Source organism: Pseudomonas sp. CFII64, assembly GCF_000416235.1.
Classification (GTDB): domain Bacteria; phylum Pseudomonadota; class Gammaproteobacteria; order Pseudomonadales; family Pseudomonadaceae; genus Aquipseudomonas.
Genome location: NZ_ATLO01000024.1, coordinates 21,019 through 46,950, shown reverse-complemented (window position 1 = coordinate 46,950; position 25,932 = coordinate 21,019). Strand labels below are relative to the sequence as shown.

Annotated in this window: 25 protein-coding genes; 14 read left to right on the top strand and 11 right to left on the bottom strand. The window is 59.2% G+C overall.

All coding sequences use genetic code 11. The features are described from left to right. The first annotated feature begins 23 nt into the window (after positions 1-23). From CFII64_RS10945 to ssuE, 10 genes are all read left to right on the top strand, one after another. A complete protein-coding gene (locus CFII64_RS10945; RefSeq protein WP_080290849.1) occupies positions 24-824 on the top strand; it encodes a WbqC family protein in 801 nt (266 codons plus the stop codon). A 4-nt stretch (positions 825-828) separates the two neighbouring features. Next, entirely contained in the window at positions 829-1,344 is a 516-nt protein-coding gene (gene rfaH / locus CFII64_RS10940; RefSeq protein ID WP_020290836.1) for a transcription/translation regulatory transformer protein RfaH, read from the top strand. Between the two features lie 84 nt (positions 1,345-1,428). After that, positions 1,429-2,430: a glycosyltransferase gene (locus CFII64_RS10935; RefSeq protein WP_020290835.1), complete on the top strand. Its 1,002-nt coding sequence runs from the start codon at positions 1,429-1,431 to the stop codon at positions 2,428-2,430. After that, positions 2,427-3,692, top strand: coding sequence for a glycosyltransferase family 4 protein (locus tag CFII64_RS10930; RefSeq protein ID WP_020290834.1), 1,266 nt, complete (start codon positions 2,427-2,429; stop codon positions 3,690-3,692). The genes CFII64_RS10935 and CFII64_RS10930 overlap by 4 nt, the downstream gene beginning before the upstream one ends. Before the next feature lie 142 nt (positions 3,693-3,834). Then, on the top strand, positions 3,835-5,076 hold the full coding sequence (locus CFII64_RS10925; RefSeq protein ID WP_256208059.1) for a hypothetical protein: 1,242 nt from the start codon (positions 3,835-3,837) through the stop codon (positions 5,074-5,076). Between the two features lie 124 nt (positions 5,077-5,200). Next, positions 5,201-6,319, top strand: a complete 1,119-nt coding sequence (locus CFII64_RS10920) for a glycosyltransferase family 1 protein (protein WP_020290832.1) — start codon at positions 5,201-5,203, stop codon at positions 6,317-6,319. A gap of 138 nt (positions 6,320-6,457) precedes the next feature. After that, complete coding sequence (locus CFII64_RS10915) at positions 6,458-7,675, top strand: glycosyltransferase family 4 protein (protein ID WP_020290831.1); 1,218 nt, start codon at positions 6,458-6,460, stop codon at positions 7,673-7,675. A gap of 13 nt (positions 7,676-7,688) precedes the next feature. Beyond that, on the top strand, positions 7,689-9,101 hold the full coding sequence (locus CFII64_RS10910; protein WP_020290830.1) for an undecaprenyl-phosphate glucose phosphotransferase: 1,413 nt from the start codon (positions 7,689-7,691) through the stop codon (positions 9,099-9,101). Between the two features lie 155 nt (positions 9,102-9,256). Continuing rightward, positions 9,257-10,345 carry a polysaccharide biosynthesis/export family protein gene (locus tag CFII64_RS10905; RefSeq protein ID WP_020290829.1) on the top strand — a complete coding sequence of 363 codons (1,089 nt, stop codon included), beginning with the start codon at positions 9,257-9,259 and terminating at the stop codon, positions 10,343-10,345. Positions 10,346-10,629: 284 nt separating this feature from the next. Further along, positions 10,630-11,211, top strand: coding sequence for an NADPH-dependent FMN reductase (ssuE, locus tag CFII64_RS10900; protein ID WP_044901296.1), 582 nt, complete (start codon positions 10,630-10,632; stop codon positions 11,209-11,211). A 10-nt stretch (positions 11,212-11,221) separates the two neighbouring features. On the opposite strand, the gene CFII64_RS10895 is transcribed toward ssuE, so the two are convergent. The 4 genes from CFII64_RS10895 to CFII64_RS10880 all read right to left on the bottom strand — a co-directional run bounded on the left by CFII64_RS10895 (position 11,222) and on the right by CFII64_RS10880 (position 15,475). Then, positions 11,222-11,827 carry a LysE family translocator gene (locus tag CFII64_RS10895; protein WP_020290827.1) on the bottom strand — a complete coding sequence of 202 codons (606 nt, stop codon included), beginning with the start codon at positions 11,825-11,827 and terminating at the stop codon, positions 11,222-11,224. Positions 11,828-11,961: 134 nt separating this feature from the next. Beyond that, a complete protein-coding gene (locus CFII64_RS10890; protein ID WP_020290826.1) occupies positions 11,962-12,237 on the bottom strand; it encodes a hypothetical protein in 276 nt (91 codons plus the stop codon). An 837-nt stretch (positions 12,238-13,074) separates the two neighbouring features. Then, the gene (locus CFII64_RS10885; RefSeq protein WP_020290825.1) at positions 13,075-14,445 is read right to left on the bottom strand and encodes a gluconate:H+ symporter; all 1,371 of its coding nucleotides are present in this window, start codon (positions 14,443-14,445) and stop codon (positions 13,075-13,077) included. 121 nt (positions 14,446-14,566) lie between these two features. After that, positions 14,567-15,475 (bottom strand): LysR family transcriptional regulator, encoded by a 909-nt coding sequence (locus CFII64_RS10880; RefSeq protein ID WP_020290824.1) that lies wholly within the window; start codon positions 15,473-15,475, stop codon positions 14,567-14,569. Positions 15,476-15,602: 127 nt separating this feature from the next. Here CFII64_RS10880 and CFII64_RS10875 point away from each other — a divergent pair, with 127 nt between their 5' ends. The 3 genes from CFII64_RS10875 to CFII64_RS10865 all read left to right on the top strand — a co-directional run bounded on the left by CFII64_RS10875 (position 15,603) and on the right by CFII64_RS10865 (position 18,584). Beyond that, positions 15,603-16,304, top strand: coding sequence for a CoA transferase subunit A (locus tag CFII64_RS10875; protein ID WP_020290823.1), 702 nt, complete (start codon positions 15,603-15,605; stop codon positions 16,302-16,304). Between the two features lie 71 nt (positions 16,305-16,375). Beyond that, positions 16,376-17,032: a CoA transferase subunit B gene (locus CFII64_RS10870; protein WP_020290822.1), complete on the top strand. Its 657-nt coding sequence runs from the start codon at positions 16,376-16,378 to the stop codon at positions 17,030-17,032. Positions 17,033-17,165: 133 nt separating this feature from the next. Then, entirely contained in the window at positions 17,166-18,584 is a 1,419-nt protein-coding gene (locus CFII64_RS10865) for a short-chain fatty acid transporter (protein WP_020290821.1), read from the top strand. Positions 18,585-18,638: 54 nt separating this feature from the next. Here CFII64_RS10865 and CFII64_RS10860 read toward each other — a convergent pair whose 3' ends face one another. The 3 genes from CFII64_RS10860 to CFII64_RS10850 form a co-directional block, all read right to left on the bottom strand. Next, entirely contained in the window at positions 18,639-19,133 is a 495-nt protein-coding gene (locus CFII64_RS10860; protein ID WP_020290820.1) for a MarR family winged helix-turn-helix transcriptional regulator, read from the bottom strand. 99 nt (positions 19,134-19,232) lie between these two features. Next, the gene (locus CFII64_RS10855) at positions 19,233-19,799 is read right to left on the bottom strand and encodes a YbhB/YbcL family Raf kinase inhibitor-like protein (RefSeq protein WP_020290819.1); all 567 of its coding nucleotides are present in this window, start codon (positions 19,797-19,799) and stop codon (positions 19,233-19,235) included. Positions 19,800-19,921: 122 nt separating this feature from the next. Then, the gene (locus CFII64_RS10850; RefSeq protein WP_020290818.1) at positions 19,922-20,647 is read right to left on the bottom strand and encodes a CTP synthase; all 726 of its coding nucleotides are present in this window, start codon (positions 20,645-20,647) and stop codon (positions 19,922-19,924) included. A gap of 52 nt (positions 20,648-20,699) precedes the next feature. Here CFII64_RS10850 and CFII64_RS10845 point away from each other — a divergent pair, with 52 nt between their 5' ends. After that, positions 20,700-21,650 carry a LysR family transcriptional regulator gene (locus tag CFII64_RS10845; protein ID WP_020290817.1) on the top strand — a complete coding sequence of 317 codons (951 nt, stop codon included), beginning with the start codon at positions 20,700-20,702 and terminating at the stop codon, positions 21,648-21,650. On the opposite strand, the gene CFII64_RS10840 is transcribed toward CFII64_RS10845, so the two are convergent. The 4 genes from CFII64_RS10840 to CFII64_RS10825 all read right to left on the bottom strand — a co-directional run bounded on the left by CFII64_RS10840 (position 21,627) and on the right by CFII64_RS10825 (position 25,905). Then, positions 21,627-22,541, bottom strand: coding sequence for an AraC family transcriptional regulator (locus tag CFII64_RS10840; protein ID WP_020290816.1), 915 nt, complete (start codon positions 22,539-22,541; stop codon positions 21,627-21,629). The genes CFII64_RS10845 and CFII64_RS10840 overlap by 24 nt on opposite strands. A gap of 82 nt (positions 22,542-22,623) precedes the next feature. Then, complete coding sequence (locus tag CFII64_RS10835) at positions 22,624-23,319, bottom strand: fumarylacetoacetate hydrolase family protein (RefSeq protein ID WP_020290815.1); 696 nt, start codon at positions 23,317-23,319, stop codon at positions 22,624-22,626. A gap of 128 nt (positions 23,320-23,447) precedes the next feature. Continuing rightward, the gene (locus CFII64_RS10830; RefSeq protein WP_020290814.1) at positions 23,448-24,383 is read right to left on the bottom strand and encodes a 2-hydroxyacid dehydrogenase; all 936 of its coding nucleotides are present in this window, start codon (positions 24,381-24,383) and stop codon (positions 23,448-23,450) included. A gap of 178 nt (positions 24,384-24,561) precedes the next feature. Further along, the gene (locus tag CFII64_RS10825) at positions 24,562-25,905 is read right to left on the bottom strand and encodes a GGDEF domain-containing protein (protein WP_020290813.1); all 1,344 of its coding nucleotides are present in this window, start codon (positions 25,903-25,905) and stop codon (positions 24,562-24,564) included. Between the last annotated feature and the right edge of the window lie 27 nt (positions 25,906-25,932).

Sequence of the window (25,932 nt, the reverse complement as noted above, 5' to 3'; positions counted from 1 at the left end):
CCAACACACTCAAGGAGTTACGCATGGCCAGGACCATAGCAATGATGCAGCCATACCTCTTCCCCTACCTGGGCTATTTTCAATTGATCGCAGCAGCAGATGTCTTCGTCCTGGGAGACGATCTGCAATATATCCGCTCCGGCTGGGTCAATCGAAACCGCATTCTGAACAACGGCGAGGCAAAGCTGATCACCTTCCCGCTGAAAAAGGATCGCTTCGAGCTGCCGATCATGCAGCGCCAGTTCATCGACACCTTCAGCGACGAAGCCGAACGCCTGATCAACATCATCACCCAGAACTACCGCAAGGCGCCGTACTTCGAACAGGTCATGCCTTTGGTGACGCGCCTGATCCGCTTCCCGCAGCAGAACCTCGCGCTGTACGCCGAGCATGTCATCCGCGAGCTGTGCGCGTATCTGCACATCGTGACGCCGATTCTGCGCGGCTCTGACCTGAAGCTGAACTCGTGCACCGACAAGCAGGACCGGGTGATCAATATCGCCCATACCTTTGCCGCGACGACCTTTCTCAACCCCATCGGCGGTGCCGAGCTGTACGACCGGGACCTGTTCGCCAGGAATGGTCTGCTGGTGCGCTTTTTCAAGATGGATGAAGTGGTCTATCGCCAATTCGGCAAGCCGTTCGTACCCAACCTGTCGATCATCGATGTGCTGATGTTCAATTGCGTCGAACAGGTCCAGGCCATGCTCGCCTGCTTCACCGTCAGCGATGGCGCCACCGGGAATCAAGAGGATCTGCTGGCCGAGCTTGTCAGCCAGCAGGACGCCACGAAACCCTCGTTCACACGCACCGCAGTGGAGTGAATGTATGTCTCAATTCAATAGCCCCGCCCGTTGGTACCTGATCCAGACCAAGCCGCGTCAGGAGGCCCGCGCAGAAGAGCATTTGCAACGGCAGAGCTTCGAATGCTATCGACCGCTGAAGTCAGGCGAGCCGAAAAAACGCACGCCGAAAGTGGCGAGCGAAGAAGAATTGTTCCCGGGTTATCTGTTCATTCGCATGGATCAGGTGCATGACAACTGGTACCCGATTCGCTCGACCCGGGGCGTGGCGCGCATCGTCACCTTCGGCGGCCATCCGGTGCCGGTCCAGGATGAGCTCATCGAACAGATCCGCCGACGCTTGCACGAGCCTGTCGCCAGGGTCGATTTCCAACAAGGCGAGCGCGTGATGATCAAGGCCGGTGAACTGTGTGATATCGAGGCGATTTTCCTTGCCGCTGATGGCGCCGAGCGTGCCGTGATCCTGCTTAACCTGCTGCAACGGGAACAGAAAGTCGTTTTACCGATGAGCAGTCTGTTGCGGATGGAAGCCAGGGTCTAAGGCAACGTTTCGCCAGGCCCCGGTTGTCCACGCGCACCGGGGTTGCGGCACTACCTTCATCGCTATTGCGGACGGAACCTCAGCATGACTCAACTCACGACATTGGTGACGCTCACCTATGGTGACCGTTTCAACTATTTGCACACCCTTGTCAGCCGCTCGCTGGAAAGCCCGTTGATCGATCGGGTGATCATCGTCAGCAACGCGTCGGTTGCACCGCTGGAAAACTTGCGCACTACCTGGCCTGGCCAGGTTGACGTGATCTATCTGGACAACAACACCGGTTCAGCCAAAGGTTATTCGGTGGGCATCAAGGCCGCACTGGATGCCGGTGCCGAATACATCTGGCTGATGGACGACGATAACGCCCCGACGCACAACGCCATCGCCGCTTTGCATACATGCCTGAGCCAGCTGGAAGAAATCGATGGCCGCGACAAGTCGGCAGTCCTTGGCTTTCGGCCGACGCACCAGGCCGACATCGCCGCCGGGGTGCCCGGTCGGTTCGCCATTCAGCGCCGTTCCAGCTTCTTCGGTTTTCACGTTGCGCAACTGCCCTACAAACTCTGGCGTCGCCGCCCTTGGGTGCGTCCCCAGCGCAGGCAAGACAAGATCCCGATGGTGCAATTGCCCTTCGCCACCTACGGCGGCTTGCTTGCCCATCGCAGCCTCTATCAACGGATCGGCCTGCCCCTCGATGCCTTGATGCTGTATGCCGATGACAGTGAATACACCTGGCGCATCACCGCCGGTGGCGGGCGGATATTCCTGGTGCCCGACGCACTGCTCGACGACCTCGAAGATTCATGGAACATCAAGGCGCGCACCAGCAACATCTACGAAAGTTTCCTGCTGGGCGGTTCAGACCTCAGGGCCTATTACGGCGCCCGCAACCAGGCCTGGTTCGACAAGAACATCTGGGCTTCGTCGTCGCTGCTGTACAGCCTCAACCGCTGGATGTTCTTTCGCCTATTGCGTCTGATCGCCAAACGCCGTGGCGCAGAACAACGTCTGAACCTGATCGAAAAGGCCATTCAGGATGGCGAGGCAGGCGTGCTGGGCCTGAACCGCTCGTACCCCTTATGAAGTTGTTATTCATCTCCAGCCTTTACACACCCAATATCGGCGGCGGTGCAGAGATCATCCTGCAACGCACCGTCGAAGGCCTGTACAAGCGGGGCTACAAGGTCGCGGTACTGGCGACCGGAGCCCAGTCCGGCCTCAAGGAGGAGATGATCAATCAAGTCAGGGTGTATCGCGCAGGGCTGCGCAACTTCTACTGGCACTTCAGGGATCAGCGCCCTGGGAAGCTGGCGCGGTTGGGCTGGCATCTTCGCGATCGATACAACGGCGGCATGCGTGAATACGTAAGACGGGTGATCAATATCGAAAAGCCCGACCTGGTGGTCTGTCACAACCTCACCGGCTGGTCGGTGTCGGCATGGGATGAAATCACCGCCGCCGGCAAACCGATCGTGCAGGTGTTGCACGACCTGTATCTGCTCTGCCCGAGCAGCACCATGTTCAAAGACGGAGCAAGCTGTCGCACCCAATGCGGCCGTTGCGAACACTTTCGCAAAGGCCATGATGATCGCTCGGCACAGGTCGATACGGTGGTAGGCGTCAGCCGCTTCATGCTCGACACCCTGCAGAACAACGGTTACTTCAGGAACGCCCGGGGTTTTGTTGTACACAACGCCAGCCCTTGCCCAGCCCTGCCGGTCAAGGCAAAAACCAACCTGCAACCGGAGCCCGGGAACACGCCGCTGCGCTTTGGCTTCATGGGCACGCTCTCGGAGCCTAAAGGCGTGCGCTGGCTGATCGAGCAATTTCAGGCGCTGCCCTTTGATGCAACGCTGCAAATTGCCGGGCGTGGGCAACTGGACGACGAAGCCCGCTTCAAGGCGTTGGCAGCAGAGTCGCCCCGGATCAGTTTTGTCGGCTATCAGAAACCCGAGGCGTTTTATAAACAGATTGATGTCGCCATCGTGCCATCGATCTGGAACGAACCGTTCGGCATGGTCGCCGTTGAGGCCTGCGCTTATGCCAAACCGGTGATTGCCAGTCGCATGGGTGGCTTGCCGGAGATCATCCAGGACCCGCTCAATGGTCTGTTGTGCAATCCGGATGATCCGGATTCGCTTGGGCTGGCCATGCTCAAACTGCATCAGCAGCCGGCTTTGCTGGCACGCTTGAGTTCCCAGGCCCGAGTCAGCGTTGCTTCGCTGCTGGACACGGACCTGATGCTCGACAGCTACCAGAGTATTTTCGCCCAGACCCTGCTGAACAAGATCGTACGGCGTGATGAGCCGGTTTCCGGCCCCAGCCCGGGCAATCGCTGTACATAGGGAAGTGTTATCCATCGGCCCGTGACTCACCTGAGCAAGCGCTCCGGACCGTGCCTCTTCATTGAGACAAAATATGCCCAAGCCGCCCATCGCCCGATCGCGAACGCTGACGATGCTTGTGATTTGCCTGTTCATGAGCTGTATGGCAATAGCCGATGAGCGATTCATCATCGGTGTCGATACTCATTTGATGAACAAAAGCAGTTCGTCGGCCAAGGCACTGCAACTGCTCGAAGAGGCCGGCGTCGATTCGGTACGCGACGATGCCTACTGGTCGACCGCCGAACCCCGACGCGGCATGTTGCGCATCGACCCGGCCTGGCAAGCCTATTTGAGCAAGGCCCAGGAACATCGACTGCGTCCTTTGCTGGTGTTGGGCTACGGCAACACCTATTACGGCAACTACGCCAAACCTCGTACCCCACTGGTCAAGGAAGGTTTTGCCAACTACGTGTCATTCGTGACCCGTGAACTGGCCGACAGCGTGGACTTCTACGAAATCTGGAATGAGTGGGATAAAGAAAATCCCGTGGACCCGGCCTTCGCCAGGGACTACAGCAACCTGATAGAAGAAACCGCACAGCGCATCCGTCAGCAGAAAAAACCGGTGACGATTCTTGCCGGTGCGGTGACCAGCCTCGGCATGGACCTGGGTTTCGCCGACCGGCTGGTGGAGGCTGGCGTACTCAACCATGCAGACGGTCTTTCGCTGCATCCTTATGTGCATTGCCGGCATGAGGAGCGACACACGCCGGAACGCTGGATCGCCTGGCTGCGCTGGGTGGATGCTGATCTCAGGGCCTTGGCCTCGCGACCGGTGCCCTTGTATCTGACCGAGATGGGCTGGCCCAGCAACACCGGAAAATGCGGCCTGAGCGAACAGACCCAGGCCGCCTACCTGGCGCGCAGTTTCTTCCTCGCTCAAACACTGCCGGATATCAAAGGGTTGTGGTGGTACGACTTGTTCAACGATGGCAATGACATCAACGATCCCGAGCAGAACTTCGGTTTGCTCAAACAGGATCTGACGTTAAAACCGTCTTACCTGACCCTCAAGGCGATCAGCCCGATCCTGCATGATTACCGCTACGACGCCGAAAAAAGCCGCGAGCTGGATTCAACCTATCTGCTGCGTTTCGCCAAAGGCTCGGAGCAGGCCCTGGTGGCCTGGACAACCGGTGAGCCGCGCTTGATTCGGGTCGAGGCCAGCAGCGTACAACGCGGCAACGTCCTGCTGATTGACAGTGGCAAGCCGGGCAAAGGGTTGATCGACACCGGCATTGCCTGGGACTGCAACGACAGCCGCTGTTCAGCCCAGGTGCCCATCGACGAATTTCCGAAAATCATCAGCCTGGGCAGTAAACCACCGCTGTTTGCCCAATGAGTCATGAGCCCAATAACGAAGGCGCACAGCGCCCAGGTATCGCGCGGTGCGAGCAGCCTATCGGTCAAAGTCTGCTTGCGCGAACCCGTCAATCGACCCAATTCTCTTTTCAGGTCGCGCCCCAATGATTGTGATCAATGCCCGTTTTCTGACCCAGGAAATACGTGGAGTGCAGCGTTTCGCCGAGCAAACCTGCCTGGCCCTCAAACAGCTGCGAGACGATGTGGTTTTCGTTGCTCCCCACGACATCAAACTGCACGAAAGTGCGAAAGCGCTGAACGTGCAGCGTATCGGTCGCAACAACGGCCACCTGTGGGAACAAGTGGATTTGCCGCTGTATCTTTATCGCCATGGCAGCCCGTTACTGGTCTCGCTGACCAGCACCGCGCCAATCTGGTACAGCAATCAGATAGCAACTCATCTGGACATCAATTACATCCGCTTCCCGCAAAGCTATTCCCGAGCGTTTCGCACCGCTTACCGCACCCTCACCCCGGTGCTGCTGTCCCGGCTCAAAGCGTTGATGACCGTGAGCCAGTTTTCCAAGGGCGAGATCGCAAGCTTCTATGGCTTCCCGGAGAACCGGATCTACGTTATTCCGGCGGCGGTCAGCGAGGCGTTCGTACCCGCCCATGCCGCTGCCGATCAACCGGAATACCTGCTGGCGGTTTCCTCGCCCAGCGCCCACAAAAACTTCAGCCGCATGATCCAGGCGTTCCTGAGCCTGCGCGGTCACGAAAATACCCAGCTGCATATCGTCGGCGGCGGCAACGATGTTTTCGCCGATCCCAATCTGCAGCGCCTGGCCAGCCGCGATCCGCGGATCCGCTTTCTGGGGCGACTCAATGACGCTGAATTGATTGCGCAGTATCAGGGCGCAACGGCTTTCGTCTTCCCCTCGCTGTATGAAGGTTTCGGCATTCCGCCCCTGGAGGCCCAAGCCTGCGGTTGCCCGGTATTGGCCGCCAACGCCGCGTCGATTCCGGAAGTGCTGCAAGCCAGCGCGTTGTATTTCGACCCGCTGGACGTCAGCCACATGGCCGCCGCCATGGAGCGCATTCTGAGCGACCTGCCCCTGCGCCAATCTTTGCGGCGTCGTGGTTTGACCAACGTGCGGCGCTTTTCCTGGGAGGAATCTGCCCGCCGCGTATCGCAACGTATCGACGCGTTGATCAACGCGCAATCCGATCCCGCGCCGAGATCTCGAGGGGCGATCACTGACTCCTCTTCAGGCAAGTCTTGAAACGCCGAAGGAAACGGCCAGTGCTTTTACTGCATGGATAACGCCTGGCTCACCAGGGCAAACAACTCAACAACGACACGCCAAGACGCCGCCTGCCCGCGTCTGAAGTGGAGCATGTGCCAATAGAAGGGAAACCCAATGAGAATAGCTATAGTCCACGACTGGCTGGTGACTTACGCCGGTGCCGAGCGCGTTCTGGCTTCGCTGCTGAAGGTCTGGCCCGAGGCCGATCTGTTTTCCGTGATTGACTTTCTCAGCGACCAGGATCGCGCCCATCTTGGCGGCAAAGTCGCCAAAACCACTTTCATCCAACGCCTGCCCAAAGCCAGAACTCACTATCAACGCTATCTGCCACTGATGCCGCTGGCCATCGAGCAACTCGACCTGTCGGGCTACGACTTGATCATCAGCAGCAGCCACGCCGTGGCAAAAGGCGTGCTCAGCGGCCCGGATCAATTGCACATCAGTTACGTGCATTCGCCCATTCGCTATGCCTGGGACTTGCAGCATCAATACCTGCTGGAGTCCGGAATGAGCACCGGCTTCAAGAGCAAACTGGCGCGCATGGTCTTGCACTACATCCGCATGTGGGACCAGCGCACTTCAGCGGGCGTGGACGATTTCATTGCCAATTCGTACTTCATCGGCGGGCGGATTTCCAAGGCCTATCGTCGGGATTCCACGGTGATTTACCCGCCCGTCGACACCGTCAATTTCACGCCCCAGGACACCAAACAGGATTACTACTTCACCGCGTCGCGCATGGTTCCCTACAAGCGCATGCCGATGATCATCGAGGCGTTCGCGGCCATGCCGGACAAGCGCCTGATCGTGATCGGCGATGGCCCGGAAATGGCCAGGGCCAAAGCCATTCACGCACCCAACGTCACGTTGCTCGGGTATCAGCCGTTCGCGGTATTGCTGGAGCACATGCGCAATGCCAAAGCCTTTGTCTTCGCTGCCGAGGAAGACTTTGGCATCAGCCCCGTGGAGGCCCAGGCCTGTGGCACGCCAGTGATCGCGTTCGCCAAGGGCGGCGCGCTGGAAACCGTCTGCGGACTGGATCATCCGCAGCCGACCGGGGTGTTTTTTCATCAACAAACCATGGCGGCGGTGGTTGCCGCCGTCGGCGAATTCGAAACCGCACAGGCGCGCATTACCGTCCAGGCCTGCCGGGCGAACGCCGAGCGTTTTTCCTGCGAGCGCTTCGAGGAAGAAATCAAATATTTCGTCGAAAGCCGCCTGGCCGCTGCACGCCTGGCACGTCAACCGGCGCAATACCGCATGCCGCAAGCCACCCCGATCCTGGTCAACAGCGACCTGAGTGCACGTGTCGTCCCGATCAAATCTGTCTGAGCGAGCAACGTCTATGCGTACGCAAGTTCGCGGCATCCTTCATGCGCATCAATCCCTGCTATCGGTTGCCCATCGCCTGCTGGATCTGACCGTCATCGTGCTGGGCGGTTACTGGCAAAGCCAACAGGATCCATCGGTGTCCAATGCCGAAGCCTGGCTGCAGATACTGCTGGCCGTGCTGGTCTTTCACTGGCTCAGCGAATTTCATCAGATGTACGGCTCGTGGCGCGGCGAACGCATCCTTCGTGAGCTGACCAAGGTCTTCAATTACTGGGGGCTGACCTTCGTCATCCTGCTGTCCGTGGACTTCCTGCTGCTCAACCATGCGCAGGTGCCGGATGACAGCCAGATGGCCTGGTTCGCCTCGGTACTGGCGGTGCTCTGCGGCTATCGGCTGTTGATTCGCAGCGTCCTGCATGGCCTGCGCCGGCGTGGTTTCAACACACGTCGGGTGGCCATCGTCGGCACCGGCCATGTCGGCGAGCGCCTGGCGCAATCGATTTGCGACGCGCCCTGGATGGGTCTGCAGTTGCTGGGTTTCTACGACGTGCAGCCACAGCAGTCCGAAGCCAACGTCGCCGTGCCGCAGGTTCCGGTGCTGGGTGATCTTGACCAGCTGATCGAAGATGCGCGCCAAGGCCGTATCGACAAGGTTTACATCACCCTCGGGATCGACGGCCAGCCGCACTTGCATGATCTGGTCAAAGGCCTGAGCGATACCACGGCATCGGTGTATGTGATTCCTGACGTGTTCATGTTCGAACTGCTGCACGCCCGCAGCGAGAGCATCAACGGCCTGGCCAGCATCAGCATTTTCGACTCGCCCATGGACGGCGCGTGGAGCCTGGTCAAACGCATCGAGGACGTTCTGCTGTCCAGTGTCATTCTGCTGATGATTGCCCTGCCACTGCTGCTGATTGCCGTTGCGATCAAGCTCACGTCTCCCGGCCCGGTGCTGTTTCGCCAGCGTCGCTACGGCCTGGATGGCAAGCCGATCATGGTCTGGAAATTCCGCAGCATGAGCGTGCAGGAAAACGGTGAAGTGGTTCGCCAGGCCACGCGCAACGACTCACGCATCACCCCGTTGGGCGCGTTTCTGCGGCGCACGTCGCTGGATGAGCTGCCGCAGTTTTTCAATGTGTTGCGCGGCGACATGTCCATCGTCGGCCCGCGTCCCCATGCAGTGGCGCACAACGAGCAATACCGCAAACAGGTTAACGGTTACATGTTGCGTCACAAGGTCAAGCCAGGCATCACCGGCTGGGCGCAGATCAATGGCTGGCGCGGCGAGACCGACACCCTGGACAAGATGCAGAAGCGTGTCGAGTACGACCTTGAATACATCGAGCACTGGTCGCTGTGGCTCGATCTGAAAATCATTCTGTTGACCCTGTTCAAAGGCTTTCTGAACAAGAACGCCTTCTGAACCCAATCATTCCCACCAGAACAATGCTCGGGGCTAGAGGCTCCGCGGGAGGTGCGCGCATTCGCAAAATCACACATGAAGTCAATGTCGGTGTTGGTAAGGGACGCAATGAAATCACTGTGGTGCCAAGCGCACCTTTAGGAAGGAAGAATTATATGAAGCTAACCCTAGCTGTTGTGCTGCTCTCCAGTCTGATTTTGCAAGGCTGCGCTTTCGCACCCGGGCAGCACATGACTCCAAGTGACGTTGAAAAGAAAGACCCGGACGGTCCGGATGTCCATCTGGTCAACATAACTCCGCAAACGCTGAAACAGCAGCGACAGCAAGCAACGGCCGCCGCCAAGCCGTTGCCAACCGAACTGCTGAACTACAAGACTCCCGAGTACATCGTGGGTCCAGGTGACACACTGTTGGTGATCGTCTTCGAACACCCAGAGTTGACCGCACCCGGTTCCCAGGACCAACTCGATGCCAACAGCCGGGAAGTATTGAGCGACGGCACGCTCTATTTCCCCTATGTCGGCAGAATCCAGGCTGGCGGTAAAACAATCGGGCAGATCCGCGAACAATTGCGCATGGGCCTGTCGCCGCAGTACACCGAGGTCAAGGTCGACGTCAAAGTCCTGCGCTACAACAGCCAACGCGTATTGCTCTCCGGCTCTTTCAAATCTCCCGGCCCGCAATCGATCACCAATATCCCGTTAAGTCTGGTCCAGGCAATCAGTACTGCCGGTCTTGACCTGACCGATGCCAACCTCGCGGGTCTGACCCTGCGCCGCGATGGCAAGGACTACGTGATCGATGTCGATGCGCTCAACCGCAAAGACTCGCAGCTGAGCAAAATCTTTCTCAAGAACGGCGATTACCTGCACCTGAACAGCAACTCGAAGAACAAGATCTACGTCATGGGCGAAGTCCAGCGACCGCAGGTCATTTCCTTCGGCACCACCAGCGTGACACTGCTTGAAGCCCTGGGTAATGCCGGCGGCCTGAGCCCGGACAGCGCTGACGGTGATGCGGTGTATGTGATTCGCGGAGCCGACAATCAGGCGAACGTCGGTGCCACTGTCTACCACCTCAATGCCGAAAAACCGACCGCTTACATTCTGGCCAAAGACTTCGAACTCGCCGCTCAAGATGTTGTGTTCGTCGGCCCGGCCAACATCACTCGCTGGAGCCGCTTCGTCAGTCAACTGCTGGGCTCGGCCAACGTCATTCAGACCGGCGCTGCGTTCCGCAACTGATCCATCGGCACCACCTCCTCGACATCACGCAACCAAGCAACAGAACGTCCCCGCATATGCCGACTGCGGGGATTTTTTTTGCCCGCACTTTGGCGGGCAAACACGACCGGCAAGTGTTGCCCAGACAACAGTCATTCAACAGTTAAGGACCCAGGCAGCACTGCGAGATTTCACCAATCGTTTAGCTGGCGACATTAAGCCTTTTAATTCAACAGGTTAGTCTTCTTCAACAAGCTGGCATGCATGCTGCTTTATGACACAGACGCTTTAGTAAGGAATACCGCATGTTAGTCGTTTCACTCTCTGGTAGCCCCGCTCTCAAATCCCGTTCCGGTGTTGTGCTGGAACACGCGCGCCTCTGGCTACAGGACCATGGTGTGGATGTCACCACGTTGCGCATCCGCGATTTCAACGCAGAAGATTTGCTGTTCGGGCATTTCGACAGCCCGCAAGTGATCGACTTTATCGACGCGGTTAAAAAGGCCGATGGCCTGCTGATCGGCACACCGGTCTACAAGGCGTCGTTCTCCGGGGCGCTGAAAACCCTGCTGGATTTGCTGCCGGAGCGCTCGCTGCACGGCAAGGTCGTGCTGCCGTTGGCAACCGGCGGCAGCATCGCGCACATGCTCGCTGTGGATTACGCGCTCAAACCGGTGTTATCCGCACTCAAATGCCAGGAAGTGCTGCATGGGATTTTCGCCATCGACACGCAGATCCGCTATGCCGACAACGAACTGGGTGGGGAGCTGGACGAAATTCTGACCGAACGTTTACAGGAAGGCCTGGAGCATTTCTATCTCGGCCTGCAACATCGCGTGCAAGCGCGACAGAAGCAGGCGGGTGGGCATTTGCGCCTGGCGTTGTAGGAACGTCGACTCAACTTTCCAATAGCGGATACAGCGACACCACCAGCAGGGTTGCCATCACGCCATTGAAAACCCGCAGCCAGAACGGATTACGCAGGGCGTTGCGCAGCAGGCTGCCGCATCCCGCCCAGACGCATACGCTCGGCGCGTTGATCAAGGCGAAGATGGCGGAAATCACCACCACGTTAGTGAAGTAACCCTGCAACGGCGTGTAGGTGCTGATCGCGCCCACGGCCATGACCCAGGCTTTGGGGTTGACCCACTGAAACGCTGCCGCTTGCAGAAAGGTTTGCGGTTTGCCTTCATGGCCATCGGCATCCGAAGCCGGGCCGGAAGTCGCGATTTTCCAGGCCAGATACAGCAAATAAGCGGCACCGGCATAACGCAATACGGTGTACAGCAACGGATAGGTCTTGAACGCAGCCCCCAAACCCAGGCCGACCGCGAGCACCAGACTGAAAAAGCCAGAGCTGATACCGAGGATATGCGGGATCGAACGGTTGAAACCGAAGTTCACCCCCGAGGCCAACAACATCATGTTGTTCGGACCGGGCGTAACCGATGTGACAAACGCAAACAGCGCGAAGGCCAGCAGTAAATCGAAAGAGAGGGTCATGAACCGATCCGTGGAGTTAAGGGCAGGCCATCCACCCTAGCGGAGCGTCAGTTCAAAACACACGAACAGTTGGGTAAAAGTTGGAGCAGTACAGTTTTTGATTTACCGCAACTGCGCGCGACTGTTATAGAGGCTCAACCTTGACGATCCTGACTGACTTCAGCACGTTCGACGCTGATCTCACCCTTATTGTCGAAAGCCCGTACGGCTTGCAGCGTCGGCTCGGCCATCAATTGGGCTTTTCGGGCTTGATACTCGTCAAACGACAAACCGCGACGGTTCAGGTCTTCGAGGGCCAACTGATGGGTTTCTTCGGCGGTGTAAGGGCGCAGTTCGACAGCGTGGTGGGTCGAGCAACCCGAAACAACAGCGACTGAAAGTAGCAGGGCAATGGCGAGAATACGGTTCATGGGAGTCTCCAGGATGACTCGTTCGGGAATGAGCCAAGGCTACGCCCGCCGCCGTTTTCGCAGAAATCATCGTGCTTGATAGTCGTTATTGGCGGCTGGCTGAGGTCTCTAAATACTCTGTTGCTGAGTATTAGAATCGCAGGCATATCCAGCAGCGGCAGTGACGCACTCTCACCTTTGCGCCCTTACGGCGCGTTACTTTGTCTTGGCAAAGTAACCAAACCGTCCGCTCCTTTGTCCGGTCCCGCTTCGCGGGATTCCCTCGCTCCGGCATTGCTCCGTGGGTCGCCGCAAAGGGCCATCCCTGGCCCAGTGCGGCTAACTCGGCATCCTTGCCGAGTCCCCCACTGCGCAACACCTGCGCTCGGCCGTCCACAAGTCGCAATTGTCGTCGCCCTTGAGCCCTGCGTTATTCACCTGCCCAAGATTGCGGTGAGACAGGCAGAAAAATCCGCAACGCGGATTTGCGTTTGATTTTCCGTACAACGATCTTGCAGACACCGCCAAACGCGCGTCGGGAGGCTGAGCGCAGGTGTCGTGGTGTGGGGCGACCGGCATGGATGCCGGTCGAGCGCCGTTGCGCCAGGGATGGCGCGTCGGCGCGTACCCACACCACGGCACCGGAGCGAAGGAATCCCTGCGAAGCAGGGGCCGGACGTCAGCGCAGATGGTTTCGTCCTTTTGCCGAAACAAAAGGACTAGACCGTCAGGGCGAAACCTTAATAAGCCACACCGCAGATGCTGTTGGTGCCACCCAATTCGACTCGCGGCGCTAGCAACACCACGCCAATGCTTGTTCAACAAGTAGCCTCCGAAAGGATCATTCCGCGACTTTTATCACGTCAACCACTGCCACAACAGCAACGTCCCCACCAGCCCCACCACCGAAACAATAGTCTGCAACACCGACCAGACCAGAATGGTCTCCCTGAGCTTCAAACCGAAGTATTCGCGCACCATCCAGAAGCCTGCGTCGTTCACGTGGCAGAAGAACACCGAACCGGCGCCAATCGCCAGGGCCACCAGCGAGCTTTGCGTCGCCGCCAGGCCGGCCATCATCGGCGCCAGAATGCCTGCGGTGGTGGTGGTTGCCACGGTTGCCGAACCGGTGGCTTGCCGCAGCGCCACGGCGATCAGCCAGGCCAGCAGCAAATACGGCATATGCGCGCCCTCGGCCACTTTGCTGATGGTCTGGCTCACCCCAGCGTCCAGCAAGGTTTGCTTGAGCCCGCCGCCCGCGCCGATGGTCAGCAGCAAGACCGCAATGGGCGCGAGGCTTTTACGTAAGGTGCCGCCCACATCTTCCCGGGAAATCCCGTTGGCCCAACCCAGGCAAATCACCGCAGCTACCACCGCCAGACCCAGTGCAACCAAAGGTTCGCCGAGGAACTTCAAGGTCAGCGCCGCCGTGCTGTGCGGGTCCATGACGACTTTCGCCAGGGTGCTGCCGAGCATCAGAATCACCGGCAGCAGGATGATCAGCAGGGAAATACCGAAGCTCGGCTGGCGCTTGGCGGTTGGTTTGGCCGAAAACAACTCGCCCAGCTCGGCGGGTTCTTTGACATCCAGACGTTTGGACAGCCAGTTGCCGTACAGCGGGCCGGCCAGAATGACCGCCGGAATCGCGATACAGAAACCCAGCAACATGGTCAGGCCCAGATCGGCATGCAATGCACTGACGGCGATCAGCGGACCGGGATGCGGCGGCATCAAGGCATGCAAGGTGGTCATCCCCGCCAATGCCGGGATGGCGATTTTCAGCAACGGCTGATCCGAGCGGCGGGCCATCACAAATATGATCGGCACCATCAACACCAGGCCGACTTCAAAAAACAGCGGCAGGCCAATCACCATGGCCACCAGCGCCATGACCCACGGCAGCGCGCGGCCCTTGCCGAACCCCAGCAACGTGGTGGCGATACGATCCGCCGCGCCGGATTCGGCCATCAACGCGCCGAGCATCGCCCCCAGCGCGATGATCAAACCAGCCTCACCCAGAATCGCGCCAGCGCCTTTGCTGAACGCTTTGGCCACTTCTTCTGGCGGCACCCCGGCACCGACGCCGGCAATGAACGTACCGATCAGAATCGACAGGAAAGGCGGAAGTTTGGTGGCACTGATGAGGACGATGATCGTAGCAATGGCAATCAGGCAACAGATGATCAAACGGGTGTCATGCACAAGCCAGGCGGCTGAAGACGCATCCAAAGGGGTGACTCCTTCTCACGGGTTTCGGCAGAAACATTTAGTTGTAATTTTGCCGCACGATACCGGAAGGCCCTTGGGAGCAATGTGAATTTTGTGACAGTTTCGCCAACCGTCCCTTGTACTAGAGCGCTTCAAGCCGGGGCTGTTGCGACTGCGCACACTCGATCAAGACATCCCGAAGTGCCTGGGCAGCGGCCGATAGCTTGTGATCGGCGAGCATCATCAGGCCGATGCGGCGCTCGATACGCGGCTCGACCAGGGCAATGCAGCGCGCACCCAATTCCTGCATCTGCTGAATGCACAGCGAGGGCACGGCGCTGACCCCAAGCCCGTTCGCGACCATGCGTCCGATCGTCGACAGTTGATGACTTTCAAACGCCACCGACAATTTGCCGTGCTGCGCTTCCAGGCTCTGTTCCAGCAGCAGACGCACTGCGGACGGTCGTTGCAGGGCAATGAAGTCTTCTTTCAGCAACTCCTCCCAGCTCAGCTCGGCACGCTGGGCAAGTGGCGAATCCAGCGGCACCACGGCGACGAAGCGGTCGGTATAGAACGGCGTGAACACCAGCGAATTGCCCGCCTCGGGCTCGAAGCCGATGCCCAACTCGACCCGCCGATGACGAACCATCTCCAGCACTTCTTCGTTGATCAGGTCGTGCACCGCCACGTTGACCCGTGGGTAGCGACTGCGAAACACCTTGAGTGCACCGGGAAGCAGATTGCCCGCAAAAGACGGCATCGCCGCCACCGACACTTTGCCCAGCTGCAAGGTAAAGCGCTGGCGCAGCAACTCCTCGGCGTTGTCCCAGTCGGCCAGCAGTTGCCGCGCCAACGGCAACAAGGTTTCGCCCTCCGGCGTGAGGCTGACGCTGCGCGTGGTGCGACTGAGCAACTGCCCACCCAAATCCTCTTCTAGACTCTTGATGGTCAGGCTCAGGGCCGGTTGAGACAAGTGCAGCCGTTCCCCCGCCTGGGCGAAGCTCAGATGCTGCGCCACAGCCAGAAAAGCTCGGAGCTGCTTCACGTTCATATATTTGCTTTCTTTATTAATTCATCAGAAAAACAAAATTAACAAATCATTGGTCCCGAGAGAAGATGCAGCGAACGCTCCTCCGACGTCCAGGCTGTCGGTCACAACTATAAAAGGCGGATCAATCATGGCTGGACTCGACAAACGAGTTGCGACTTATCAAGAAGCCCTCGCCGGGCTGACCGACAACATGACAGTGCTTTCCGGTGGATTTGGCTTGTGCGGCATCCCGGAAAACCTCATCGCAGAAATCAAACGCATGGGCGTCCGAGGACTGACCGTTGTTTCCAACAACTGCGGCGTCGACGGTTTTGGCCTGGGCATCCTGCTCGAAGACCGGCAGATTCGTAAGATGATCGCCTCCTACGTGGGTGAAAACGCCCTGTTCGAGCGTCAGCTGCTCAGTGGCGAACTGGAAGTCGAACTCACGCCCCAAGGCACCCTCGCCGAAAAAATGCGCGCAGGCGGTGCCGGCATTCCCGCGTTCTACACCGCAACCGGGTACGGCACGCCGGTGGCCGAAGGCAAGGAAACCCGTCAGTTCAATGGCCGTCATGTGATCCTTGAAGAGGCAATCACTGGCGACTTCGCTATCGTCAAAGGCTGGAAAGCCGATCACTTCGGCAACGTGGTTTATCGCCACACCGCGCAGAACTTCAACCCGGTGGTCGCCACCGCAGGCCGGATTACCGTGGTCGAGGTTGAGGAAATCGTCGAGCCCGGCGTGCTGCTGCCTTCCGAAATCCATACGCCGGGTATCTACGTCAATCGGGTGATCCAGGGCAGTTTCGAGAAGCGCATCGAACAGCGCACCGTCCGCAAAGCCTGACGCCATCGCTTTGCGTTCTTCCGGCGCTTGCGTGTGCAGGCTGCGATAAAACAACAAAGAGATTTCAGACCATGGCACTTTCCCGCGAACAAATGGCTCAACGCGTCGCACGCGAACTCAAGGACGGCTATTACGTGAACCTGGGCATCGGCATTCCGACCCTGGTCGCCAACTACGTGCCTGACGATATCGACGTGATGCTGCAATCGGAAAACGGCCTGCTCGGCATGGGCGCATTTCCTACCGAAGAAACCATCGATGCCGACATGATCAATGCCGGCAAGCAAACGGTGACCGCCCGCATCGGCGCATCGATTTTCGACTCTTCACAATCCTTCGCCATGATCCGTGGTGGCCACGTGGACCTCACCGTGCTGGGCGCGTTCGAAGTCGACGTGGAAGGCAATATCGCTTCGTGGATGATCCCCGGCAAGCTGGTTAAAGGCATGGGCGGCGCCATGGATCTGGTGGCTGGCGCCGACAACATCATCGTCACCATGACCCACGCGTCGAAGGACGGCGAGTCCAAGCTGCTGAGCCGTTGCAGCCTGCCGCTGACCGGCGCGGGCTGCATTCGCAAGGTGCTGACCGACCTGGCTTACCTGGAAATCGACAACGGCGCGTTCATCCTGCGCGAACGTGCGCCTGGGGTCAGCGTGGAAGAAATCATCGCCAAGACCGCTGGCAAGTTGATCGTTCCGGATGATGTCGTGGAAATGACTTTCTGATTCGTTAACTGCTTGCAAAAAATGTAGGAGCCAACTTGTTGGCGAGGCGGTGTGCCAGACGCAACGCTTCGCCAACAAGTTGGCTCCTACAATGCGTTCAACACTCCAAAAATAATTACAAGAGGTAAGCCCTGTGGCCGCCGACATCGAAGAAAGCCGCTATGCCCGATTTGCCCTGCGTTGCGCAAAATTCGCGGAACGCTGGTTCCCTGATTCCTGGGTATTTGCTGCGTTGGCGGTGGTCATCGTCACCGTTGCGACCCTGGCCATGGGTGCCCGCCCCGCCGAAGCGGCCAAGGCATTCGGCGACGGTTTCTGGAGCCTGATTCCGTTCACCATGCAAATGGCCTTCGTGGTGATCGGCGGCTATGTCGTCGCCAGCTCACCGCCAGCGGTCAAGTTGATCGATCGTCTGGCGCGTATCCCGAAAAACGGCCGCTCGGCTGTGGCTTGGGTAGCGCTGATTTCCATGGTCGCCTCCTTGCTGAACTGGGGCCTGTCGCTGGTCTTCGGCGGTCTGCTGGTGCGCGCGCTCGCCCGCCGCACCGACTTGCGCATGGACTATCGGGCGGCCGGGGCTGCGGCGTATCTGGGCCTCGGCGCGGTCTGGGCACTGGGGCTTTCTTCTTCGGCAGCGCAATTGCAGGCCAACCCCGGCAGCCTGCCGCCGTCGATCCTGGCCATTACCGGGGTCATCCCATTCACCGAAACGATTTTCCTCTGGCAGTCCGGCGTGATGCTGGCGGTGCTGGTCATCGTGTCGCTGGTGGTGGCCTATGCCACGGCGCCCGGCCCGAACAGCGCCAAGGATGCCCAGGCCTGCGGCGTCGATCCGGCGTTCAGTCTGCCAGCCCTGCCCCCGCGCAGCCGTCCCGGCGAATGGCTGGAATACAGTCCGCTGCTGATTATCCTGATGGTGTTGCTGGCGTCCGGCTGGCTGTTCAACGAGTTCTCGACCAAACCGGCCATTACCGCGATTTCCGGGCTGAACACCTATAATTTCCTGTTCATCATGCTCGGCGCGCTGCTGCACTGGCGTCCACGCAGCTTTCTCGACGCCGTCACCCGCGCCGTGCCCACCACCACGGGCGTGATGATTCAGTTTCCGCTGTACGGCTCGATTGCAGCATTGATGACGACGGTCAAAGGCAGCGATGCGCAAACCCTGGCGCATCACATTTCGACGTTCTTCACCAGCATTGCCTCCCACGACACCTATGCGTTGCTGATGGGGGTGTATTCGGCAGTGCTGGGCTTCTTCATCCCGTCGGGTGGTGGCAAATGGATCATCGAAGCACCTTACGTCATGCAGGTCGCCAACGAACTTCAATACCACCTGGGCTGGGCGGTGCAGATCTATAACGCTGCCGAAGCCTTGCCGAACCTGATCAATCCGTTCTACATGCTGCCGCTGCTGGGCGTTCTGGGCTTGAAGGCCCGCGACCTGATCGGTTTTTCGTTCGTGCAGCTGCTGGTGCACACGCCGCTGGTACTGTTTCTGTTATGGGCGCTGGGCACCACGTTGAGCTATATCCCGCCAATGATGCCTTGACCTGAGTCTGCGACCACGCCTGGCACATGCCTGTGCCGGGCGTGGTAACGCGGGCTAATCCAGCGCCTCATCGCCGTAATCCAGGGCCGCAACCGTGCCCAGCAACTCCCGCAGTTCACAGGCTTGCTGTTTGCCGAGCCGGGTTTCGAAACACTGCTGGGCCTCTTCCCACAACGCCTGGGATTCCAGAAGTTTATCCACGCCACACTGGGTCAGCCGCACACGACGGCTGCGTCGGTCGTCGGCATCGACTTCCACCGACACCAACCCGTCACGCTCCAGGGGCTTGAGATTCTGCGCAAGCGCCGAGCGATCGATCACCAGAATCGCCGCCAGCTCTGTCAACGCCGGGGCCTGGTGGCGGGCGATCTGGATCAGGATCGAGCGTTGGGTTGAACGCAAACCACTGGGCGCCATGACGGCATCGTAAAGCTGGGAAATACGCCGGGTTGCCTTGCGCAAACTGGTGGCGTGACACAGCACTTTGGGTGGCACCCGCAAACTGTCGGGAATGTGCAGCTCAGGTGCAGTATCGGGGCGGTGATTCATAAAATTTCCTGCCGGGAAACATCAGTCGGAAGTGGCACAGACCGGAATGCTGGCACAGCCTGGCGCATTGCGACACTCACTGTGTAATTACTGGACGATTCAAGGTCGCTCATGAACCCCGTCCAGTCGGCCTCGACCAATGACCGCGCCCGCCATCGCCCGAAGCAATTGCGTTCGGTTCGGAGGACTTTCGAAATACAAGACACGATCAAGTGCTAACAATTGGAAGCTGTAGCGGTGCGGGCCGTGGCCGGGCAGCGGGCTGGGTCCTGAATAGGTGATGCTGCCAAAACTGTTGCGCCCCAGCGTCAGCAAACCACGAGAAGCGCTGCTCAAGGCGCCGACCGGCAAGCCGTTGAGTTGCGGCGTGATACCGACGGCAATGGCATGCACGAAGGCAAACGGCAGCGCGGCATCGCCATCTTCGATGATCAATGCCAGCTCTTTGGTACCGGGCGGCAAACCTGTCCACTCCAGCGCAGGCGATAGATTACCGCCGGCTGCCGACCCCACGTGAGACGCTGGAATCTGCTCCATCGACCCGAATGCCGGGCTGCGCAGGTCAATATTGACCGGCGCAAATGACACGGCTTTCTGATTCCAGATGAGTTTGTTTTCGGTCGCACTGCGCCCGCGCAACACTCGACCCAACAGACGACTCAGCATGCAACTTCCCCGGCTCATGGCAACAGTATGTAGAGGACGATAGCCCTACCCCGCCATTTACAGAAGCGTTGTCTGTACGTCGGTTTTTTCAAATAGCCTTAAAGCAATTCGTTGGGGCGTGATCAGCGACGACGGGATTCCAGACAGGCACCCAGGAAAGCTGCAACCAGCGGCGGCAGACTTCCCGCCAGAGCAGCTCGTTCGGGCTGAAACAGGCTGGCGACGAAAAACGGATGGCCTTGCAGTTCGATGGCGCGAATCTCGCCGTTTTTATCCCGGCCGCTCACCCCCAACGCCCCGGCAAACAGCGCCTCTTGCAGTTCCGCCCGCAAGCCATAGCGACATTGATAGCACTCGGCGACATCCAGTTTTCCATACGCCTGGGCAATCAAGGAGCCGGGGAGCAAACGGATCTCAGCGACAACCTCCAGCAGTGAGCAGGTCAGCGGGGTGATGATCGCGTTGGCTGATTCAGGCGCGGTTTCCGCGTGTTCGGCGTCCTGCCAGCCCAATACGTTGCGCGCGTATTCAATCAACGCATGCTGGAAGCCACCGCATGTACCCAGAAACGGCAGCGGTTGTTCTCGGGCATAGCGAATCGCCGTTAGCGCGCCGTTCATGTCCAGATAAGGACTGGCCGGTACACACCAGATTCCGTCGAAGCCGGCCAGCCCGGCGCCATCCTGAACCTGCGGCGTGGGCACCCAACTGTAATCCACTTGCACGTTCGCGGCGCTGGCCGCCAGCTCCAGCGCCAACGGAATGGCCCGATGCGCGGGCACACCTGCGTTGTAATCCCCGACCAAGGCCACGCGCACTGCTTCACCTGCCTGACTCACCCGCTCCATGCCCTGCTCCCTGATGATGGCGATCTATTGTTGATTGCCTGCCCGGGACTATATGCTGGCGTTCACGCAAGCAAAATTGGCATTCAGACAAGTGATCAATGCACCCACGCACTATCGCCTCAATCATTCAGACCTCGCATTGATTCTGGCGCTGGTGCGGGGCAAGACGCTGGCGCGGGCCGCCGAACTGCTCAAGGTCGATGTTTCCACGGTATTCCGCTCGGTGCGGCGCCTTGAAGCTGCACTGGGCAGCGCGTTGTTCGACAAGACGCGAACCGGGTACCGGCCGACCGGAGCCGCGCTAACGCTGGCCAGGCAGGCCGAAGATGCGGAGCAAGCGCTGGAACTGGCGCAAATCGGCCTGGAACAGGGTCGCGAAGTGGTCAGCGGCACGGTGCGCCTGACCTGTACCGAAGCGGTGCTGCAAAGCCTGTTGTTGCCTGCGCTGACGCGTTTCATGCCCGCTTACCCGGCCCTCAAGCTGGAACTCAACACCTCCAGCACGTTCGCCAACCTCAGCCGCCGGGACGCTGACATTGCTCTGCGCCTGACCACCAGCCCGCCGGAGCATCTGGTGGGCAACCGGCTCGGAACGGTGTCCTACGTGCTGTGCGCCAGCACCGATTACCTGCAGCGGATCGGTCATGACCAGCCCGCTCTCATGGACTGGATCGCCCCCGACGATTTTCTCCCCGACCATCCCACCGTCACCTGGCGACGCCAGCAATTGCCCGGCATCAATCTGTCCTATCGGTGCAGTTCGATGATGGCCGTGGCTGAGTTGGTCAAAGCGGGAATGGGCGTTGCAGCGTTGCCGGATTTTCAGCTGGCCAACAGTCCACAGCTGCAAACGCTGGGTGAACCTCTGGCCGGTTATGACAGCGCGCTGTGGCTGCTGACCCGCCCGGATTGCCGGGCGCTGCGCTCGGTGTCGGCGTTGTTTACCGAGTTGACGCGGGGGATTCGCTTGCCCCAGCCATCAGGAATGGCATCCGGCCTTTAGCTGCCGGCGAAACTGCCCCGGCGGTATGCCGTTCACTTGGCGAAACCGCCGCGAAAAGTAGGCTTCATCGGCGAAACCACAGGCCTGGGCGATATGACTGATGGGTTGGGTGCTGTTGCTCAAGTGACTGCGCGCCAGACGCATGCGCCGTTCGAGCACCAGCTCCGAGAAGCTGCTGCCGGTTTCCTTGCGCAACAGATGGGTCAAGTAATTGGGCGACAGAAAGGCTGCGGCCGCGGCATCCTTCAAACTGATGGCCGGGTTATCGATCTGCTGGCGGATGTAATCCATGACGCGGCCCAAGGCATCGCGCCGACCGCGTTTGTGCGCCTTGCCCGTGGACAGCGCGATCAATGGGTCTTGATAGAGATCGCAGACGTGCCCAATCAATTGCAACAGGCAGCCGCGCAACATCATGCCAGTGCCCAACTGGCGCGTACGGTCCAGGTCGCGCATGGTTTGCAGCAAGCCTTGCAGCCTGGCGAACTGGTGGTCATCGAAAATGAAATCCAGGTATTCCTGAAAGCGAAACGGCGCCAGTTCCGGGGCTTGTTCCATGGGCACGTCTTCCAGGTCCAGCGGATCGCAGTGCAGGTGTTGCAGCAGAAAATCCTGGGAAAAATTGATCAACATGAAATTCCCGTCTTCAGGATGGGGAATCACGTGCAGTCGATGCGGCAGGATGAACGCCAGGGTATTGCGCGGGAATGGTCGAACCGCCCCGCCGATGTGTTGCACGGTGTCGCCGCCCAGGTTGATCTGGATCTGGAAGTACTCATGCCGATGGGGCGTCGTCAGCGCAGGCCGGGCGGACTTGTCACGGATATAGAAATCGTCGCGATCACTGCGCTGCTGCATATCGTAGGTAGGGATGCTGGACAGACTGACCATCGGTGACGCACCTGATTCGCTGGGCCGAGACCGTTGCATGGTAGTGCACGGGCAACGGTCGGACCAAGGGATTCGTCGTGCTTCAGCGCGCGGCGATGGTCAGGGAAAACTCACCGATGCCCTCGACGCCACCGGTGAGCACATCGCCAGGTTGCAACGCACCAACGCCTGCTGGCGTGCCGGTGTAGATCAGGTCGCCGGCCTTGAGCGCCACGGACTGGGAGATATAAGCAATCACCTCCTTGACTGACCAGATCTGATCCGCCAAATCCCCGCGTTGACGCTCTGCGCCGTTGACGTCCAGCCAGATCAAACCTTTCTCCGGATGACCGATGCGACTGACCGGCACCAGCGGCGTGGCCGGTGCTGACTGATCGAACGCCTTGCCCCATTCCCACGGCCGACCGGCCTTCTTCGCCAGACCTTGCAGGTCCCGCCGGGTCAAATCCAGGCCGACGGCGTAACCCCAGACATGATCCAAGGCGTCTTGCGGCGCGATATCGACACCGCCTTTGCCAATCGCCACGACCAACTCCACTTCGTGATGCAGATCCTGGGTCAGCGGCGGATAGGCGATGCTGCCTTGGGCGGCAACCACCGCATCGGCAGGCTTCATGAAGAAGAATGGTGGTTCACGGTCCGGATCGTGACCCATTTCCCGGGCATGTTCGGAATAGTTGCGACCGACACAAAACACCCGGCGAATGGGGAAGCGGCTGCTGGTGCCCTCGACAGCCAGCGACGGGGTTTCAACAGGTGCAATGACAAACTCGCTCATGGTCCTCTCCTGGAGGGCAGTGCCTGATCGAATCAGGCGATGAGCAGAGTCTGGGCATTTATCCGGCGCACGGCTTGTACAGATCCATCGGGCTTATGGACGAAACAACGCAAATGCAACACAACCGATCAGCTGTGCACCGGCGTCAACACTGGCTTGCCGGCGAAGAATGCCAGCAGATTATCCGCCACCAGCTGCACAGTCCCACGGGACGCTTCCGGCGACAGCCCGGCCACATGCGGTGAGAGGATTACATTGTTCAAGCTCTTGAGCGCATCGGGCACTTGCGGCTCGTCATCGAAGACGTCCAGCGCCGCGCCGGCGATCCGCTGCTGCTGCAAGGCCTGAATCAACGCCTCGGTATCAATGACGCTGGCCCGGGCGATGTTCACGATAAACCCATCAGACCCCAGCGCATCGAGGGCCGTGCGGTCGATCAAGTGCTGGGTAGCCGCCCCGCCAGGCGTGGCGACAATCAGGAAATCCGAAGCACTGGCCAATTCCAGTGGCGTCGCACAGTAGGTGTAATCCACATCAGTGCGCGGCGTGCGGCTGTGATAGTTCACAAGCATGTCGAAGCCCGCCGCTCGACGCGCGATGGCCATGCCAACCGCGCCCAGACCCAGAATTCCCAGACGCTTGCCCTCGAATGATGGTCGAGTCAGTTTGCGCCACTCGCTGCGGCGCACCGACGCATCGCCCTGGGGAATGTCGCGCACGATGGACAGCAGCAATGACATCGCGTGATCGGCCACCGTCGGTGCATTCACCCCGGCGCCATTGGTCACCACGATGCCTCGGGCTTCGGCAGCAGGCAGATCGACACGCTCATAACCGGCACCGATCACACAAATGATCTTCAAGTCGGGCAACGCGTCCATCTCGTGCGCTTCAAACCCTAACGGCCCGCGCGTCAGCACTGCGGTGATTTCCGTGCCACGCGTTGCAATCGCCTCGGCACGCATCGCTGGCGTGGGCGCGAGGATCAACCGCAAACCACTGTTTTCCAGAATCGGCAAATACTCGTTAACACTTTCGACCAATACCAGGACCGTCGTTGTCATGCAGGGCTCCAGAAAAATCCGCTGAAAGACGCAGACAGTAACGCGACTCTGCGCGCTTGGGCAGAGGCTTTGATGGATTGTTGGTGTGGAGGCTGAAGGTGTAGCCTCAGACCGGCCCAAAAACGGCGCGAAAGGTGGACGCCCGCGCAAGGAAGTGGTCGGTTCATGAGTTCGGGTCTTACCCCTGAAACCGGTTGCCACCCTTTTTCTTGGCCTGGTACATCGCTTCATCAGCATATTTGAACAGCTGCGCCAGATCCGCGCCGTCGTCCGGGAAGTGGGCAACGCCGATGCTGGGCATTATCGGCCAGTCGATGCCGTTGAAGTTGATGGGCTCATTGAGTGCGGCAAGGATCTTGGCAGCCACGATATTGGCGTCGTCATCCTTGCTGACGCGATCCAGCAAAACGATGAATTCGTCCCCGCCGATCCGCGCGACCGTGTCCGATTCACGTACGCAATGGGTAAGACGGCGGGCGACTTCCTGCAAGAGTACGTCACCTGCGGCATGTCCAAACGTGTCGTTGACCAGCTTGAACTTATCCAGATCCAGATAAAGGACCGCCAGACGTCCTTCGCTAAGCCGTGCGCGTTCCAGGGAACCGAGCAGTCGTTCATGCAACAACATCCGGTTGGGCAACTGGGTCAACGGGTCGAATTGCGCCATCTGCTGCAATCGCTCGTGCATCCGCTGACGCTCGATGGCGGCCGTTGCCTGATTGGCGATGAACTGCAACAGCTCTTGATCCTGTTCACTGTAGTGCCCTTCTCCGCTCTGGCCTTTAACCATCAACGCACCGATGGTGCCGCTTTGCGCGTTGAGCGGCACACCGAGCCAACACGATGAATTGTCATCCATCAGGCTGATCAGGGCTTGCGACAGCGAGGCTTTCCTTGAGGCGCAAAAAAGCACAGCGGTGCCCGTGGCAGCGATTTCAAGGGCCAGGGTTTGGGCCAGCGGACTTTGCCGCAACGGATCCTGCTCGTCGATGTGATAAGGGAAATTCAACTGGACACGCAGCGGATCGAACAGCGCGACCGAAAAATTCTGCGCAGGCAGCAAGGTGCCGATGATTTCATGCATATGCCGAAACAGCTCGACCAAATCTCCTGCCGAATGAGCCGCTTCGGAAATATCGAACAGTGCCTGGCGCAAGGCTTCGGAACGCTTGAGCTGAGTGATGTCACGGGCGACCGCAATCCGCAGACGGTCCACCTCGGACCATCGCGCCGACCACATGATGTGAACGATATGCCCGTCTTTATGGATGTAGCGATTCTCGAAATGCAGCTTTGGCTCGCCGGTCATGATCTCCCGAGCCGCAGCCAACGTGAGCTCCCGGTCATCCGGATGAATCAGGTCGAGCATCTGCCGGCCCATCAGCTCGGCGGGTGAATAACCGAAAATCCGCTCACTGGCTGCGCTGACGTACACATAACGGCCTTGCGAGTCGACAACGCAAATGGCGTCCATGAGCATATCGACGAATCCCACCAGCGCGGCGTAAGTGTTGGTTTCCATAAAAAAGACTGCCTGGAAGATTCTCGC